The 15,821-nt window shown below is 67.9% G+C and carries 15 protein-coding genes; 9 read left to right on the top strand and 6 right to left on the bottom strand.

The window, feature by feature from the left end; all coding sequences use genetic code 11:
• Positions 1-62: 62 nt before the first annotated feature.
• Entirely contained in the window at positions 63-923 is an 861-nt protein-coding gene (locus AC3B6C_RS04025; RefSeq protein WP_488375067.1) for an SDR family oxidoreductase, read from the top strand.
• 9 nt (positions 924-932) lie between these two features.
• Here the strand turns inward: AC3B6C_RS04025 and AC3B6C_RS04020 are convergent, their stop codons facing one another.
• Entirely contained in the window at positions 933-2,219 is a 1,287-nt protein-coding gene (locus tag AC3B6C_RS04020) for a lipase family protein (protein WP_488375066.1), read from the bottom strand.
• 84 nt (positions 2,220-2,303) lie between these two features.
• Positions 2,304-3,293, bottom strand: coding sequence for an ABC transporter substrate-binding protein (locus tag AC3B6C_RS04015; RefSeq protein WP_488375065.1), 990 nt, complete (start codon positions 3,291-3,293; stop codon positions 2,304-2,306).
• A 133-nt stretch (positions 3,294-3,426) separates the two neighbouring features.
• Between AC3B6C_RS04015 and AC3B6C_RS04010 the strand changes: the two genes are divergently transcribed.
• The 6 genes from AC3B6C_RS04010 to thpD all read left to right on the top strand — a co-directional run bounded on the left by AC3B6C_RS04010 (position 3,427) and on the right by thpD (position 9,022).
• Positions 3,427-3,762, top strand: coding sequence for an ArsR/SmtB family transcription factor (locus tag AC3B6C_RS04010; RefSeq protein ID WP_014928166.1), 336 nt, complete (start codon positions 3,427-3,429; stop codon positions 3,760-3,762).
• Positions 3,762-4,511, top strand: a complete 750-nt coding sequence (locus AC3B6C_RS04005) for a cation efflux transmembrane domain-containing protein (RefSeq protein WP_488375064.1) — start codon at positions 3,762-3,764, stop codon at positions 4,509-4,511. The genes AC3B6C_RS04010 and AC3B6C_RS04005 overlap by 1 nt, the downstream gene beginning before the upstream one ends.
• Before the next feature lie 70 nt (positions 4,512-4,581).
• Positions 4,582-5,256 carry a FadR/GntR family transcriptional regulator gene (locus tag AC3B6C_RS04000; RefSeq protein WP_014928164.1) on the top strand — a complete coding sequence of 225 codons (675 nt, stop codon included), beginning with the start codon at positions 4,582-4,584 and terminating at the stop codon, positions 5,254-5,256.
• Positions 5,253-6,440 carry a CynX/NimT family MFS transporter gene (locus tag AC3B6C_RS03995; RefSeq protein WP_488375063.1) on the top strand — a complete coding sequence of 396 codons (1,188 nt, stop codon included), beginning with the start codon at positions 5,253-5,255 and terminating at the stop codon, positions 6,438-6,440. The genes AC3B6C_RS04000 and AC3B6C_RS03995 overlap by 4 nt, the downstream gene beginning before the upstream one ends.
• A 78-nt stretch (positions 6,441-6,518) precedes the next feature.
• Positions 6,519-7,868, top strand: coding sequence for a hydroxysqualene dehydroxylase HpnE (hpnE, locus tag AC3B6C_RS03990; protein ID WP_488375062.1), 1,350 nt, complete (start codon positions 6,519-6,521; stop codon positions 7,866-7,868).
• A gap of 236 nt (positions 7,869-8,104) precedes the next feature.
• Positions 8,105-9,022 carry an ectoine hydroxylase gene (gene thpD, locus AC3B6C_RS03985; protein ID WP_488375061.1) on the top strand — a complete coding sequence of 306 codons (918 nt, stop codon included), beginning with the start codon at positions 8,105-8,107 and terminating at the stop codon, positions 9,020-9,022.
• A gap of 135 nt (positions 9,023-9,157) precedes the next feature.
• Here the strand turns inward: thpD and AC3B6C_RS03980 are convergent, their stop codons facing one another.
• The 3 genes from AC3B6C_RS03980 to AC3B6C_RS03970 are packed head-to-tail and all read right to left on the bottom strand — an operon-like array spanning position 9,158 to position 12,151.
• Positions 9,158-10,297 carry a CoA transferase gene (locus tag AC3B6C_RS03980; protein WP_488375060.1) on the bottom strand — a complete coding sequence of 380 codons (1,140 nt, stop codon included), beginning with the start codon at positions 10,295-10,297 and terminating at the stop codon, positions 9,158-9,160.
• 44 nt (positions 10,298-10,341) lie between these two features.
• Positions 10,342-11,343: a MaoC family dehydratase gene (locus tag AC3B6C_RS03975; RefSeq protein ID WP_488375059.1), complete on the bottom strand. Its 1,002-nt coding sequence runs from the start codon at positions 11,341-11,343 to the stop codon at positions 10,342-10,344.
• Positions 11,336-12,151 (bottom strand): HpcH/HpaI aldolase/citrate lyase family protein, encoded by an 816-nt coding sequence (locus AC3B6C_RS03970; protein WP_488376216.1) that lies wholly within the window; start codon positions 12,149-12,151, stop codon positions 11,336-11,338. Before AC3B6C_RS03970 ends, AC3B6C_RS03975 begins: the two co-directional genes overlap by 8 nt.
• Before the next feature lie 182 nt (positions 12,152-12,333).
• Here AC3B6C_RS03970 and AC3B6C_RS03965 point away from each other — a divergent pair, with 182 nt between their 5' ends.
• Together AC3B6C_RS03965 and AC3B6C_RS03960 are read left to right on the top strand one after the other, a co-directional pair.
• Entirely contained in the window at positions 12,334-13,485 is a 1,152-nt protein-coding gene (locus tag AC3B6C_RS03965; RefSeq protein WP_055474481.1) for an acyl-CoA dehydrogenase family protein, read from the top strand.
• A 47-nt stretch (positions 13,486-13,532) separates the two neighbouring features.
• Positions 13,533-14,276 (top strand): GntR family transcriptional regulator, encoded by a 744-nt coding sequence (locus AC3B6C_RS03960; protein WP_010842727.1) that lies wholly within the window; start codon positions 13,533-13,535, stop codon positions 14,274-14,276.
• Between the two features lie 38 nt (positions 14,277-14,314).
• Here the strand turns inward: AC3B6C_RS03960 and AC3B6C_RS03955 are convergent, their stop codons facing one another.
• Entirely contained in the window at positions 14,315-15,796 is a 1,482-nt protein-coding gene (locus tag AC3B6C_RS03955) for an MFS transporter (protein ID WP_014928156.1), read from the bottom strand.
• Positions 15,797-15,821: the final 25 nt, after the last annotated feature.

The raw sequence follows: 15,821 nt of genomic DNA, 5'->3' as shown, positions 1-15,821 counted from the left end.
GCTCACCGACCCGGGGCGCGTGGCGATGTTTCCGCGCGCGTCCGCGCGGGCAAACGTCGGACATGAGTGACGAGAACCCCGAGCACGTGGCGAAGACGATCCCGTACCCCGGTGAGACCGATGAGATGGGTGACCGACCGCGGGACGAGATGCGCGAGTACCGCGGTCGCGATCTGCTGGCGGGCAAGACCGCGCTCATCACGGGTGGTGACTCGGGTATCGGTCGGGCGGTCGCGGTCGCCTTCGCGAAGGAGGGCGCCGACGTCGCCATCGCCTATCTGGAAGAGGACAACGACGCCCGGCACACCGTCGAACTCATCGAGGCGCAGGGACGGCAGGCCCGTGCCTACCGCGGCGACCTCGCCGATCCGGCGCACTGTGCCGATGTCGTGAAGCGGACCGTCGACGAGCTCGGGGCGTTGGACATCCTGGTGAACAACGTCGCCTATCAGGAGATCGTCGACGACTTCATGGAGTTGACGCCGGAGCAGTGGCGGCGGACGTTCGACGTCAACATCGACAGCTTCTTCCACACCACCCGCGCGGCGGTCCCGCATCTGACCGGCGGCGGCGCCATCATCAACACGTCGTCGATCAACGGCTTGCGCGGCAACGACAGCCTCATCGACTATTCGGCGACCAAGGGGGCTGTTCTCGCGCTGACCTATTCCCTGGCGCAGGCACTGATGGAGCGGAAGATCCGGGTGAACTGCGTGGCCCCGGGACCGGTGTGGACACCGCTCATCCCGGCCACGATGCCCGCCGACGCGGTCAAGGACTTCGGCACGCAGGCGCCGATGGGACGCGCCGCCCAGCCCGACGAGATCGCACCGTCGTATGTGTTCTTCGCGGCCGAACAGCTGTCGTCGTACTACACCGGCGAGGTGTTGGCGCCGATCGGCGGTGAGACGCTACCGGGGTGATCCCCGAGGTCAGGGCACCGGAAGCGGTGCCAGGCTGTTCCCGCGTGGCAGCGAACCGCAGTTGCTGTGCGTCGGCGCGCCCGCGAACCTCTCCGTGAGGTACTGCAGGGCGAGGGGCTCGAACGGCAGGAACGCCTCCTGATGCGTCAGGCCGTTGAGCTGTCGATAGGTGATGTCGACGCCGCGCGAGCAGTATTCGTCCGCCAGGCCGATGACATCGCCGGTGATCATGAGGGTGTCGCCGATCGCGTTGTAATGACCGACCGCGAGGAGCATCTTCGTCGACGGAGTGCCCGAACGGCCCATGATGTTGTCGTTGATCGCCCGCACCACCTGCGGCACATCGAGCAAACCGGTGTACGGCGGCTTGACCATGTCCGCGCTCGTGAGGCCCGCATACTTCGACGCGAACTCGGAGATGCACTCGTCGCTGACGTCCTGGGCGACCTGCAGGCCCCGCGCCGACAGGAAGGTCGAGGTGTCGAGACGGTACGTGCGCTGATAGGCGACCACCAGCGCGGGGATGACGCCCGCCCACTTCGCGCTGCCGTTGATGTAGGGCAGGTTGTGCGCGAGGTCGACGGGGAGACCGCCCGCGGCCGCACCCACGATGTTGAGTTCGGGGGCGTACCGCGGCGCGACCTCGGCTCCGAACTGCGTGGGGATCGACCCGCCGGAGTAACCGACCAGGCCGACCGGGGTCGATCGCGGCAGCCGCAGGAACGATTGGGCGGCGCGGACGCCGTCGAGAGCGGCGTATCCCGACTGCCGGCCGATGGTCCACTGCAGCTTCTCGCCCTCGTAGTCGGGGACCACGACGGTGTAACCGGCAGCGAGATAGCCTGCGATGACGCCCTGTTCGGCGGTTGCGGTGCCGTTGGTGTACCCGCCGCTGAGGGTGTACGACGGGTCGCACTGGGACCCGAGCGCGTCGTACGCCATGTGGTAGGAGACCAGGCGGGCGGGACCCGGGGTCAGCGGCCGGAGCACGGTCGCCACCGTCACCACGCTCGCGCCGAACTGGTCGGTGGTGCGGTAGAGCACCTGCGAGCCGGTGATCGGTGTGGACATCGTGGGTGTCCGGAACTGCATGGGACGGCTGCGGAGCACCGCGCCGGGTGCCACCCCGGCCAGCGACGCGTCGTAGGAGTAGAACGGATCGGCCGACGGCAACGGTGAACCCGGGCCGGGTGCCGCCTGCGCGGGAGGCGCGCTCGCGAGCACTCCGGCGATCACGCCGAGGACAAGACCGATGACACCCACGCGCAGCCAACTCGTGCGCAGCCCGAACGACATGGCTCATCTAAACATCGAACGGGCCGGCATGGGGCGACTTGACCTGTGGGCCACGGACCCCGGGCCCCGTCTGCAGAGCGACGCTCATGCGGCGATCTTGGCCAATGCGGGCTCGAGGGCGTCGACAGCCCACGGAACCGAGTAGACCGTCGGCGTCCCGAATGCCGAGGCGGTGTCGTTGGTCAGGAACACCGTCGCGCCGGATCGGACCGCGGGCAACGAGTCCCATCCCGGGATGGTCCCGAAGACCTCGGGTCCGCCGACCAGCGGCCAGAAGATCAGCAGATCAGAGCCGAGCAGATCCACTCGTTCACTCGATACGACGACGCGCTGACCGTTGTCCGACAGCCCGGTGACAGCGGGGTCCAGCCGCAGGCCGACCTCCGCGAGCAGCTTGGCGGAAGGATCGTTGTCGGAGGTGACCACACCGAACTGCCGCTCGGGTGTCAGCTGACCGAAGGTTGCCGTCTTGTCCTGTGCCGCAGGGTATTTCTTCTTGATCGCGTCGATCTTCTCCTCGACCTCCGTCTGCGCCTGCGACGCCTGGTCCTCCTTGTCGAAGATCTTGCCCGCGGTGCTCAACACCTGCTGCCAGGTGTCGTTGACCGTCTCGGTGCTCATCACCGGGATTGTCGGCGCCACCTTCGCGAGGACGTCGTACGCCGCTCGATCGGGCAGGTATCCCGCGAGGATCAGATCCGGCTCGAACTCGGCGACCTCGGCGACGCCCGGCGAGGCGCCGACATCGACCGGGATGACGGTGGACTCGTGCGGCGGGGTCCATGCGAACCGGTTGTCCGGACCCGAGTATCCGGCGGAGACGAACTCGGCGGTGATCGGGACGTCGAGCTTGATCAACGAGTCGGTCCAGGCGGTCGCACCGGTGAGGGTGACCACCCGCTTCGGGACGCCGTCGATCACTGTCGATCCGTACTGGTGGTCGACGGTGGTCGTCGCCGTGGCCTCCGCGGAGTCCGCGCCGGAGTTCCCGTCGTCCCCGGACGAACATCCCAGGGCGAACACGAGTACGGCGATGAGCATGAACGGGACGGCGAGATACCGCTTCGGTTGCATGGTGGTTAGGTTAGGGTAACCAACCATTTCTGATCAACCGTGGGCATCTGCCGTGGGTTGGGCAGACGCCGCCGAGATCGCGACTGCGGTACAGGGTTTCCTGAATACAGGAAATTCTGTACTGTCATGTCCCATGGAATCGGCGGCGGTGGCTCAGCGTGACGCATTGACGAGGTTCGGGTACGCGTTGTCGGACTCCACGCGTACCCAGGTGCTGCTCCGGCTGCGCTCGGGTGGGGCCTTCCCGTCCGAACTCGCGGACACCATCGGGGTCTCGCGTCAGGTGTTGTCCAATCACCTGGCCTGCTTGCGCGGATGTGGCCTCGTCGTCGCAGTGCCGGAGGGTCGTCGAACCCGATACGAGCTGGCGGACAGCAAGATCGGGCATGCATTGGATGATCTCCTCGGGTTGGTCCTGGCGGTCGATCCGGCATGCTGTCCCGCATCAGGCGAGGAAGGCTGCTGCTGATGGCCGCCGAACCGGGCTCCCTGTCGGTGCGGCGGCCCGGCCCGGGCGCCGCGCGACGGACGTTGTTGCAGCGCCGTATTCGCTGGTTCGTCGCGGCGACCATCGCCTACAACGTGATCGAGGCCGTGATCGCGATCAGCGAGGGGATGCGTGTCTCCTCGGGTGCCCTGATCGGGTTCGGTCTGGACTCCGTCATCGAGGTGTCCTCCGCGGCTGCGGTTGCGTGGCAGTTCGCCGGTTCCGACCCGGAGCGGCGGGAGAAAATGGCGCTGCGGATCATCGCGATCTCGTTCTTCGCCCTGGCGGCATACGTCGGCGTCGACTCGGTCCGTTCGCTGGTCGGTCTCGGCGACGAGGCGCGGCACTCGTCGATCGGTATCGCGCTGGCCGCGGTGAGTCTGCTCGTGATGCCGCTGCTGTCGTGGGCCGAACGTCGAACCGGCCGCGAGCTCGGCTCGCTGAGCGCTGTGGCCGACTCCAAGCAGACGCTGCTCTGCACCTATCTGTCGGCGGTGCTGCTGGTCGGGTTGGCCCTCAACGGATTGCTCGGCTGGTCGTGGGCAGATCCGGTTGCTGCCCTGGTCATCTCGGTGATAGCGGTCCGGGAGGGGATCAACGCGTGGCGCGGCGACGCGTGCTGCGTCCCCGCGATCGGTGTCGACGGCGGCCGTCCGGCGGCCTGCGACTGCTGTTCCGCTGAGAGTTCCGGTCGGGTCACCGAAGCCGGTGCCCGCGCGTCTGGCTGCTGACGCCGCGGTCGCAGGGGGCCGGGACGCCACGGTCGGACGGGGCTTAAACATGGGATGTTAGGTTGTTTCGGTGTCCGGACAGATCACCCCACCGCGCAGGACCAGCGAGCTCGTCGTGCAACGGATGCAGGAGCTGATCACCGACGGCACCTGGCCGCTCGGCGAGCGGATTCCTGCCGAGCCCGAACTCGTGGCGCAGTTCGGCGTGGGCCGGAACACGATTCGGGAGGCCGCCCGGGCGCTCGAACACGCCGGCATGCTGGAGCCGCGGCGCGGCGACGGAACCTATGTGCGTGGTCGGAGCCCGCTCGCCGGTGCCATCGCCCGACGCTCTGCGCCGTCGGAGCTCCGGGATCTGCTCGAAGTGCGTCGCGCGCTCGAGAGCGAGGCGGCGGCCGGTGCGGCCGGTCGGGCCGACGCAGCCGACGTGGAACGGCTGCGCATGCTGCTGGCGCGCACCGAGGCTGCGCTGGCCGACGGCGACCTCGATCGATACACCGAGGCGGACATCGCCTTTCACGCCGAGATCGTCGTCGCCTCGCGCAACGCGCTGCTCATCGAGATGTATGACGGAATCGCCGAGGTGATCGCCCGAACGCACCCGTCGGTGGTGCGAGGTCCGCTGGCCGAACAGACGCACCCGCGTGGCCATCGCGACGTCGTCGACGCCATCGAGCGCGGCGACGCCGGTGCGGCGCGCGCGGCCGTGTACGCCTACGTCGACTTCACCGAGGTGCCGGAGTGAGCGGACAGGCCCTGTCCGCCCACGAGAAGACCGGCGTCGGGGTGATCGTCACCGCCGTCGGGGTGATGCTCGTCGCCGCCAATCTGCGGCCGGCCGTCGTGGCCGTCGGGCCCCTCATCGGCACGATCTCCGACGACGCCGGATTCAGCAGTGCGGTCGCCGGTCTGCTCACCGCGCTGCCGGTGCTCTTCTTCGGGATCTCCGCGCCGGTCGCGCCGCGCCTCGCCAACCGCTTCGGCATCGAGCGGGTCATCTTCGGCGCGTTGCTCGTGCTGATCGTCGGCATCCTCGTGCGCCTGATCCCGTCCGCGGCGGCCCTCTTCGCCGGCTCGGCCGTCATCGGAGCAGCCATCGGGACCTGCAACGTCGTGCTGCCGGCGTTGATCAAGCGAGACTTCGCCCATCGCTCCGGGCTGCTGACGGGCCTCTACTCGATGACGCTGTCCGGCGGGGCCGCGGTGGCATCCGGGGTGAGTGTTCCCATCAACGACGCGCTGGGCGGGAACTGGCGCCTCGCTCTCGCGACGTGGGCGCTCCTCGCCCTGGTCGCCGTGGTCGTCTGGATTCCGCAGCTGCCGATGGTTCATCGGGTGACCTCGGCCGGGCAGGCGACGTCGTTGCTGAAGAACCCGATCGCGTGGGCGATCACGGTGTTCATGGGAACGCAGTCGTTGATCTTCTACACGTTCGTGGCCTGGTTGCCGCAGTACCTCGTCGAGACCGGGATGTCGCCGCTGCGGGCGGGCGCCGTGCTGGCGTCGGCGCAGGTGGTCGCCCTGATCATGTCGCTGCTCGCGCCGATCGTCGCCGGTCGCTTCGCCGATCAGCGTGCCGTGACCCTGTCGGTGATCACCGTCTGCGCCGTCGGTTTCGTGGGTCTGCTGAGCACCGACGTGTGGCCGGGGTTCTGGGCGGCCTGCGTGATGGTCGGGCCGGGCTCGTCGATCAGCCTGGCCCTCCTCTTCATGGTGTTGCGCAGCTCGGGGTCCGAGCAGACGGGCCAGGTGTCCGGGATGGCGCAGTCCGTCGGCTATCTGGCGGCGGCGGCCGGTCCGATCGTCATCGGCGCGATCCATGACGTCACCGGGTCGTGGACGCTGGCGATGGCGGTCCTGGGCCTCGTCCTGGTGCCGCAGGCCCTGTCCGTCCTCGGCGCCGCCAAGGACGTCAAGATGACCGGGTGAGCGCCGGCCGTCGTCGGGAGGGGATGGGAAACAGCGCATTCCCGGTACCGGTCAGCACTGACCGCTAATCTGTGGCGCATGCATTGCGTGGTCGTGGGCGGGGGACTCGCCGGTCTGGCGTCGGCGGTGTGGCTCGCCGAAGCAGGTCAACGGGTCACCGTCCTCGAACGACGCGGTTCTCTCGGTGGTCGCACCATCTCGATGCCGCTGCACGTCGTCGACGATGTCCCCGACAACGGCCAGCATGTGTTCGCCAGCGGATACGAGCACCTCATGCGTTACCTGGACAGCGTCGGCACTCGCGAGCATGTCGCCTTTCCGGGACACATGACCGTCCGGATGCCCGGCGGAGCGACCCGCAGGTCGGGCTTTGCGGGCCTGTCCGGGCTCCGGGCGGCGCTCGGCGATCTGCCGGGAGTGACCGGTCTTGACCGGTTGCGGACCGTGCGTGCCCAGATCACGCTGATACGCCAGGCTTTTCGGCAGCCCGACTGGCTCGACGACGTCACCGCCGACGAGTGGTTCCGCCGTATCGGGATGCCGCAGTCGGCACGGGATGCGCTGTGGGACGGCATCGTCATCGGCCTGACCGGTGACAAGCCGGACATCTCCTCGGCCAAGGTCCCGGCGGATCTGCTGGTGACGGGTGCCCGGCGGGCGCGGGAGACGCGGACGCCGATCTCCATCGGTTACCCCACCGTCGACCTCGACACCTTGTTCATCCACGGTGCCGAGAAGCGCTTCGCCGATGCCGGTGTGGAGGTCCGCCACCGCGCGGTGGTGTCGTCGATAGACGTGACCGACGGGACCGTGACCGGTGTGACCCTCGCCGGCGGCGAGAAGGTCGCCGCCGACGCCGTCATCTGCGCGGTGCCGGTGTGGGATGTGAAGGGACTCCTCGATCAGGTCCCGGGACACGACCGGATCTACCGCGCCGTCGAGAACCTGACCCCGGTGCCCATCGTGAGTGTGAACCTCTATCTCGACCGCTCGATCGGGATGGCCGACTGGGGCGAGATCCTGTACGGCGGTGAGGGTGTGCTGGAACAGGTGTGGGACCGCCAGCGCATGCACGGGCGCGAACCGCGCGACAATCACTTCTATTCGACGACGGTGTCGGCGTCGTATGACCTGATCTCGAAGACGAACGCCGAGATCACCGAGATCCAGATGGACATGTTGCGTCGGTACTTTCCGCAGGCGGCCGACGCCGAGGTCGTCCACAGCCACGTGGTCCGGATGCCGAAATCGACTTTCGCACAACGACCCGGAACCGCGGGCCTGCGCCCAGACCAGCGCACCGAGGTCGGCGGACTCGCGCTCGCCGGAGACTGGACCCGTACCGACTGGACCACGACGATGGAGGGTGCGTGCCAGAGTGCCGCCCGGGCCGTCGAGGTGATCCTGGAGTACGCCCGGCGCGGCTGAGTCGATGACGGTGTCCGCCCCGCATACCAGCATGGTTGCGGGGCATCGTTGTTGCTGGCAGGGTGCAGATATACGGACGAACCCGGCATGCGTGAAGACCGATCGCGCCGCCGACGCCGTACGAGATCGCGACGCATGGTCGTCCGACGATCGCACAACACAATCACCTTGCCTGCCGCCGAGGCACATTCTGCTTCGAGAGCGGCCGCCGGATGAGGGAAAGGATCGAACAGATCGTGGGAACTCACACAGCAACACGAACTCCAGAGGCCGGGCATTCCGCGAACACGAGTGTCGACGTCTACCGCACCCGGCTCGCCCGGCGGAGTCAGATCGAGCCGCGCCCGCACAACACGGTGTGGGGCAGCATGGGCAATCCCGGGCCCCTGTCGGCGCCCGAGCTCCGACGCTACGCCGACCGTGGATATCACACGGAGACAAACATTCTCGCCGACGCCGACATCGCTGCCTGTCTCCGCGAGGTGGAGTCGATCACCGAGCGACTGGGCGACGACGAGCGGGTGATCCGCGAATCGTCCAACGGTGACGTCCGATCGCTCTTCGCGGTGCATCGGCTCAGCGACGTCATCGCCGAGATCTGTTCGCGGGAAGCCATTGTCGGGGTTGCCCGGCAGATCCTCGACGACGACGTGACGATCCATCAGAGCCGGATCAACTTGAAGCCGGGTTTCGCCGGCGGACCGTTCTACTGGCACTCGGACTTCGAGACATGGCACGCCGAGGACGGCATGCCCGCGCCGCGCGCACTGAGCGTGTCGCTGGCACTGACCCCGAACTACTCGACCAACGGTCCACTGATGATCATTCCCGGTTCCCACCGCCGGTTCGTCAGTTGTGTGGGCTCGACACCCGGTGACTACCATCGTGAATCGCTCACCTCGTACCGGCCGCCCGTCGGGACGCCGGAGGAAGAGGACGTCGCGAGCCTCGCCGACGAGCTCGGCATCGACACGATCACCGGACCGGCCGGGTCGGCGCTCTACTTCGACTCCAATTGCCTGCACGCGTCCGGTGGGAACATCACGCCCTACCCGCGCAGCAACCTGTTCGTGGTCTTCAACGCGAAGTCGAACGCGCTGCAGGAACCGTACGGTGGGACGCCACCACGACCGGACCACTTGGCGCACAGGTGACTTGGGCTGCTCCCTGAGGAGCGAGCTCACCAAACCCTTCGTGGCTCGTCGCTAGCGCTCCTCGCACCTCAGGGAGCAGAAAGGCCGTGTATTGCTCTGTTCCCTGAGGAGCGAGCTTGCGAGCGTCTCGAAGGGTCAGAACCCGGTCGACGAACCCAGGTCGGGGGCCGGCCCGGCGAATAGGTGCTCACCGTCGAACCTCGCGGGCAGGCCCGCTGCCAGGTAGGTGCCGATGCCAGGCTGGTCCAGCTCGGCGAACAGCGGATTACGCTGCAGAACACCTGATTCGACGACCTCGCCGAAGGTGCGGTACCGCTCCCAGAGGACGGACGAGTTGGCCAGCTCGGCCTCGACCTCGGCGGTGGTGTGCCGCGCGAACCACGCGGCGAACAGCGGTGTGAGCACACCGCGGTGGAGGAACCGGTCGTCCTCTCTGCCGAAGTCCGCGTCGAGTGCCCGTTCGACGGCCGCGACCGCGTCACCGGTGCCGGTCATCTCGACGAGGCCGCGGAAGTGACGGGGTGTGAGGGCGACGAGCATGAACCGACCACCGTCGGCGGCCACGAAATCGGTGCCGTACGTGCCGTAGACGTCGTTCCCGGTGGCCGGTCGGCTGCCGCCACCCAGCTGGGGCTCGGTGAGGTATCCGAGCGTCCCGGCGATGGCGAGGGCGGTGTCCTCGAGTGGCAGGGTGATCTGTGCCCCGGCACCGGTCTGGTCCCGGCGCCGGACGGCGGCCGTGATAGCCAGTGCGGCATAGAGACCGCACGCGATGTCCCATGCCGGCAACGCGTGGTTGACGACGCCGGCGTAATCGGTGGGTCCGGTGATCGCCGGGAATCCCAGCCCCGCGTTGACCGTGTAGTCGACGCCCGGAGTGCCGTCGGTGCGGCCGAGCAGCTCCAGTGTGATGACGTCGGAGCGTCGGGCGGACAGCGTCTCGTGGCTCATCCACGACCGCCCGCCCGCATTGGTGACGAGGATTCCGCCGCCCGGTCCGCTGTCGGTGACGAGGTCCTGGATGGCATTCTGGCCCTGGGGATCACGGAAGTCGACGGTGACGGACTTCTTGCCGCGATTGAGCCCGGTCCAATAGATCGAGGTGCCCTCGCCGGTGACCGGCCACCGGTGGATATCGGCGGCGCCGCCGATCGGGTCGACGCGGATCACCTCGGCGCCGAGCTGGGAGAGGGTCAGGCCGCACAGCGGTGAGGCGACGAAGCTCGACACCTCCACGATGCGGAGGCCTTCGAGCGGGCGGGGGATCGGGCTCATGTGAAGAGACTCCTCGGGGAGAGACGGCTGTGCGCGACAGGGTGTCAGGCCATCAGGACGCGGTAACGCCAGTCGAGGACGTCGCGGTCCTCGTCACCGTGCGCGACGACCTTGGAGTGCAGGTGCAGGATCCCGCCGCCGGCGGCGAGCGGGGTGGCTTCTGCGACAGTGATCTCGGAGCTGAGGGTGTCGCCCTCGTGGACCGGACCGGTGTGGTCGCACGAGTCCCAGCCCAGAACGGTCACCAGATTCGGAAGCGCCCGATTGGCCTGGGAGAGAGCGAGTCCGATGGTGTGCCCGCCGTAGACCAGACGACCACCGGCGGCCGCACCGGCCACCCGCTCATCGTGGTGTGTGGCCGCGATGTTCAGTGAGAGCCGGGCGAGTTCGGGTGCGCTGGACACCACGTCGGCACTGGAGGTGAAGACGCGGCCAGCCAGCTCAGGTGAAAAGTGCTCTCCGCGCACGGACGTCCGGTAGGTCTCGAGGTCCCACTCGGGGATGGACGGTGGCGCGTCGGTCCCAGGTCCGATGGTGCCCAGGTCGTCCGCGTGCACGGTCCGCTCGGGGTCGGCATCGGGGGACAACGGCAGCATCGCGCAGCGGTGGAAGTCGAGAACGGTGGCGCCGTGCTGATCGGTCGTCACCATGTGCAACGCGGCCAGACCGGTGGGGGCACGACCGGGTCTGGGCGTGTTCTCGCGCAACCCGACCACCTCGGTGACGGTCGTCAGCGTGTCGCCGATCCGGGGGTGGCTCAGGAACCGCAGGCCGCGGTAGAAGAGGTTTGCCTTGACATGATGTGTGGCCAGGGTGGATTGACCGATCGCGATGTCGGTGACCAGCCCGGGATGTGCGAGAGTGCCGCCGCCGGTCACCCGTGTGGACAACTGCGCGTCGAGTGCGAGGCGCAGACGATCGCCGAGGATCATCTGATGTGACGCGGCGAGGCCGTCGGTCAGCGTGAGCGACGGGGCGTCGTCGAAAATCTGCCCGTGTGCGAGGTCGTCGAAGTGCGGGCCGCCCACGGTGATCGGCTCAGACATCGATTCCGCTCTTTGCCAGAACGCGTCGCGCGGAGACGGCCAGCGCCTCGTCGAGCATCCGGCCGTCGAGCTCGGCAGCGCCCGCTCCCGCGGCGGCCGCCTTCTCGAGCGCGTCGAGCACGCGTCGCGCGTCCTCGATGGCCGCGTCGTCGGGTGTGAAGATCTCGATGGCACTGGCGAGCTGGGCCGGGTGGATCACCCAGGTGCCGTCGAAGCCGAGGTCGCGGACCCAGCGTTTGGAACCTCGGAAGTCCTCGTCATCGGCGATGGTCAGGTGCGGTCCGTCGATGACGTCCACGCCGGCCGCGCGCGCGGCGAGCAGCACCGAGTCCTGGACGACGTGCCAGGTGTGCATGGGCAGGCCGGGGCTGCGTCCCAGGGAGGCGGCGAGATCGGCGTAACCGATCAGGACGGCGTCGAGCCGCTTCGTCGCCGCGCAGATCGCACCCGCGTCACGGATGCCGCGAGGTGACTCGAGTAGCGCTTGCAGTCGGACCGGCGCTCGGCCGAGCTGTTCGTCGGCGGACCGGAGATCCGCGGGCGAGTCGGCCTTCGGCAGCACCACCGAGGTCAGATTCGGCATCTGGGCGCACGCGGCGAGGTCGGCGGCAGCCCACTGTGTGTCGATGGCGTTGATGCGCAACGAGATCGCACGATCGGCGCCGAACTCGGCGACCAGGTCGGCGGCCGCCGCGCGAGCCGAGTTCTTGTTCTCCGGGGTCACCGCGTCTTCGAGGTCGAGGACCACCTCGTCGGCGATCGAGGCCAGCGCCTTGCGGGCCTTGCGGTCGTCGGAGGCCGGTGCCACCAGAACGGCTCGTCGTCTCTGCACTGTTGCTCCAGGGGGTCGGATTCAAATGTGCGGCCAAATCATGCCCTCACGGTTCTATCAGACTTCAGTGGCCGTTGTGAAGCTTGACAGCGATCCGCAGTGGCCACAAAATGGCCGTACAAATTGAGTCCCCACGCAGATCGCAGGTGAACCCCCTCATGAGCACCCTCTCCGCCGAAGAGTCCTTCCTCGTCGAGACCGTCCGGTCGTTCGTCGACCGGGAGGTCAAGCCGTCCGTGCAGGAGGTGGAGCACGCCAACACCTACCCCGAGAAGTGGATCGAGCAGATGAAACAGATCGGGATCTACGGGCTCGCCGTGCCCGAGGAGTTCGGCGGCTCACCGGTGTCGATGCCGTGCTACGCACGCGTCACCCAGGAACTCGCGCGGGGATGGATGAGTCTGGCGGGCGCGATGGGAGGGCACACCGTCGTGGCGAAACTGCTGACGTTGTTCGGTACCGAGGAGCAGAAGCGGACCTATCTGCCCCGGATGGCCACCGGTGAGATGCGGGCGACCATGGCGCTCACGGAGCCGGGCGGCGGCTCGGATCTGCAGGCGATGTCGACGGTCGCCAAAGAAGACGGTGACGAGCTGGTCATCAGCGGCTCCAAGACGTGGATCAGCAACGCCCGACGTTCGGGGCTCATCGCGTTGATGTGCAAGACCGATCCCTCGGCGACCCCGCGACACAAGGGCATCTCGATCGTGCTGGTGGAACACGGTCCGGGACTGACCGTCTCGCGCGACCTGCCCAAGCTGGGCTACAAGGGTGTCGAGAGCTGCGAGCTGTCCTTCGACGGGTATCGCGCACCGAAATCGGCGATCCTCGGTGACGTCCCCGGCAAGGGTTTCGGTCAGATGATGAAAGGCCTGGAAACGGGTCGAATTCAGGTGGCATGTCGCGCACTCGGTGTCGCGACGGCGGCGCTGGAGGACTCACTGGCCTACGCGCAGCAGCGCGAGTCCTTCGGGCAACCGATCTGGAAGCATCAGTCGATCGGCAATTATCTCGCCGACATGGCAACCAAACTCACCGCTGCTCGTCAGCTGACGTGGCATGCGGCCGAGCAGTTCGACAGGGGTGAGCGCTGTGACATGGAAGCGGGCATGGCGAAGCTCTATGCGTCGGAGGTGGCGATGGAGATCGCCCTGAACGCCGTCCGTATCCATGGGGGTTACGGTTACTCGACGGAGTTCGACGTCGAGCGGTACTTCCGCGACGCGCCGCTGATGATCGTCGGTGAAGGCACCAACGAGATCCAGCGCAATGTGATCGCGGCGCAACTGGTCTCGCGCGGGGGGATCTGAGGCGGACGACGCCGTGTGAGTCGATCGGAGCGGAGGCGGTGGGATGAGTGGGTGACGCGGGCCAGTCCGAGCCGGCGTACAAGACGCTGGCAAACGAACTGCGATCGCAGATCGTCGCGGGCAAGTACGCCGGCGGCGTGCGGCTGCCGACCGAATCCGAACTGTCCCAGGAGTACGCGCTCAGCCGGCAGACCGTCCGTCGGGCCTTCCTGGAGCTGGTGACCGAGGGGGCGGTGTACCGCGTACCCGGTCGCGGGACGTTCGCGACCGAGAACGCGGGCCAGTACCTGCGCCAACTGGGTTCGATCGAGGACCTGATGAACCTGTCCACCGACACCGAGATGCAGGTGCTCGAATCGCCCGCGCGCCGTGTCGATCTCGAGGCCGCGGGCCGGTTGCGGCTGGACACCGACGTGGTGTACCGCATCGTCTTCCAGCGCTTTCACGACGGTGTCCCGTTCGTCGTGACGACGGTGTCGTGGCCGGAGCCGGTGGCACGTCTGGTGATCGACGCACCCGAGGTCGAGCAGGGCGCGATCAGCGACCACACGATGATCGGTCTGCTCGAACCGCACCTCGTCGATCCGATCGAGGAATGCGCGCAATCGATCACGGCCACGACCGCCGACGCCACGACCGCGGACCGGCTCGGTTGTCCGGTGGGACACACCGTCTTGCGGGTCGACCGGTTGTACACCGATTCCCGCGGGCGGGCAGTCGAACTCGCGGTCAGCCACTTCCTGCCGGAGCACTACACCTACCGGGTGACGCTGCGGCGCAGTGGGATCTGAGAGCTCGCTTCGCTCGCACCTCAGGGAACGGGATCCCGTCAGTGCCGAGCCGGAAGCGGCTGCTCCTCGGGCACATTCGACGATCCACGGCGCGCCGGGATGGTGAGTGTGATGGCCATGCCGACGAACGCCGCGGCGGCCGCCACCAGGAAACACCACGTGAACGTCGATTCGTCCGGTACCTCGGTGCCGCCGAGCGAGATGGTGGCACTGGCCAGGATCAGGGCCATGACAGCCGATGCGATCGTGGTACCGAGCGAACGCATGAGGCCGTTGAGTCCCACGGCCGCACCGGCCTCGGTCGCCGGCACCGACCCCATGATCAGGGTCGGCATCGCCGCGTAGCCGACACCCACGCCGATCGCGCACACGATCGAGGCCAGCATCAATTTCCAGGCGGCGTCCATGAGGAAGAACGCGAGCAGGTAACCGCATCCCAGGATGGCGGCGCCGATGGCGAGCGTGATCTTGGCGCCGATCCGGTTGATGAGGATGCCCGAGACGGGTGCGAAGATCATCATCATCAGACCGCCCGGTGCCATCCACAGGCCCGCGGCCAGGAGGGACTGTCCCAGACCGTATCCGGTGGCCTCCGGTAGGCGCAGGAGCATCGGCAGGACGATGGACTGCGCCATCATTCCGAAGCCGATGGCCGCGGCGGCGATGTTCGTCAGCAGGACCGCGGGGCGTGCGGTGGTCCGCAGATCGACCAGCGGATCCCGTTGGCGGAGTTCGAAGACTCCCCACACGAGTAGCACGGCGATGCCGCCCAGTCCGAGTCCGAGGGTGCGTCCCGAGGTCCAGCCCCAGTCGTTGGCCTTCGACACCGCGATGAGGAACGCCGAGAGTCCCACGGCCAGGCCGATGGCGCCCGGGACGTCGATGCGCCCGCCCACCGCGTCGTTCACGCGAGGTACCAGCACGAGAACCGCCACGCTGATGAGCACGCCCAGACCGGTCGCCACGTAGAACAGGGCGTGCCAGTCCCAGGTCTGCACGATCCAGGCCGCCAGCGGCAGGCCGATCGCGCCGCCGACGCCGAGGGTCGCGCTCATGGCGGCCACGGCCATCGAGGTGATCCGGGGTGGGGTGATCTCGCGGATCAGGCTCATGCCGACGGGGATGAACCCCATCGCCAGGCCCTGTACGCCGCGGCCGATGATGAGCGGAACCAGGGTGTCGCCGAGTGCGCAGATCAACGACCCGAGCGTGAGCAGGACCGCGCTGACGAACAGCACGCGCTGCTTGCCGAACATGTCGCCCAGTCGCCCGGCGATCGGCATGGCGACGGCCGCGGCGAGCAGGGTGGCGGTGATGATCCACGACGCGTTGCCGATCGATGTCCCGAGCAGCCGGGGCAGGTCCGGCTGGATCGGGATGATGAGCGTCTGCATCAGCGACGCGACGAGGCCGCCGAAACAGAGCACCACCACACTGCCGACGGCGCCGGCAGGGGCCTTGTCGACGGCTTCGGCGGCGTCACGGGTGAGTCCCGGCGTGGCACCTCGTACTCGGCTCATGGGAGACCTCCTTCGAGGTATGCAG

The organism is Gordonia sp. 11cp, assembly GCF_057767225.1.
This window is presented reverse-complemented; position numbering and strand designations above follow the sequence as displayed.

What these genes read in the sequence shown, in the direction of transcription:
- AC3B6C_RS04025 (WP_488375067.1), top strand. Translation starts at nt 63, where the DNA reads ATGAGTGACGAGAACCCCGAGCACGTGGCGAAGACGATCCCGTACCCC.
- AC3B6C_RS04020 (WP_488375066.1), bottom strand. Translation starts at nt 2,219, where the DNA reads ATGTCGTTCGGGCTGCGCACGAGTTGGCTGCGCGTGGGTGTCATCGGT.
- AC3B6C_RS04015 (WP_488375065.1), bottom strand. Translation starts at nt 3,293, where the DNA reads ATGCAACCGAAGCGGTATCTCGCCGTCCCGTTCATGCTCATCGCCGTA.
- AC3B6C_RS03955 (WP_014928156.1), bottom strand. Translation starts at nt 15,796, where the DNA reads ATGAGCCGAGTACGAGGTGCCACGCCGGGACTCACCCGTGACGCCGCC.
- AC3B6C_RS04010 (WP_014928166.1), top strand. Translation starts at nt 3,427, where the DNA reads ATGGAATCGGCGGCGGTGGCTCAGCGTGACGCATTGACGAGGTTCGGG.
- AC3B6C_RS03980 (WP_488375060.1), bottom strand. Translation starts at nt 10,297, where the DNA reads ATGAGCCCGATCCCCCGCCCGCTCGAAGGCCTCCGCATCGTGGAGGTG.
- AC3B6C_RS04005 (WP_488375064.1), top strand. Translation starts at nt 3,762, where the DNA reads ATGGCCGCCGAACCGGGCTCCCTGTCGGTGCGGCGGCCCGGCCCGGGC.
- AC3B6C_RS03975 (WP_488375059.1), bottom strand. Translation starts at nt 11,343, where the DNA reads ATGTCTGAGCCGATCACCGTGGGCGGCCCGCACTTCGACGACCTCGCA.
- AC3B6C_RS03965 (WP_055474481.1), top strand. Translation starts at nt 12,334, where the DNA reads ATGAGCACCCTCTCCGCCGAAGAGTCCTTCCTCGTCGAGACCGTCCGG.
- hpnE (WP_488375062.1), top strand. Translation starts at nt 6,519, where the DNA reads ATGCATTGCGTGGTCGTGGGCGGGGGACTCGCCGGTCTGGCGTCGGCG.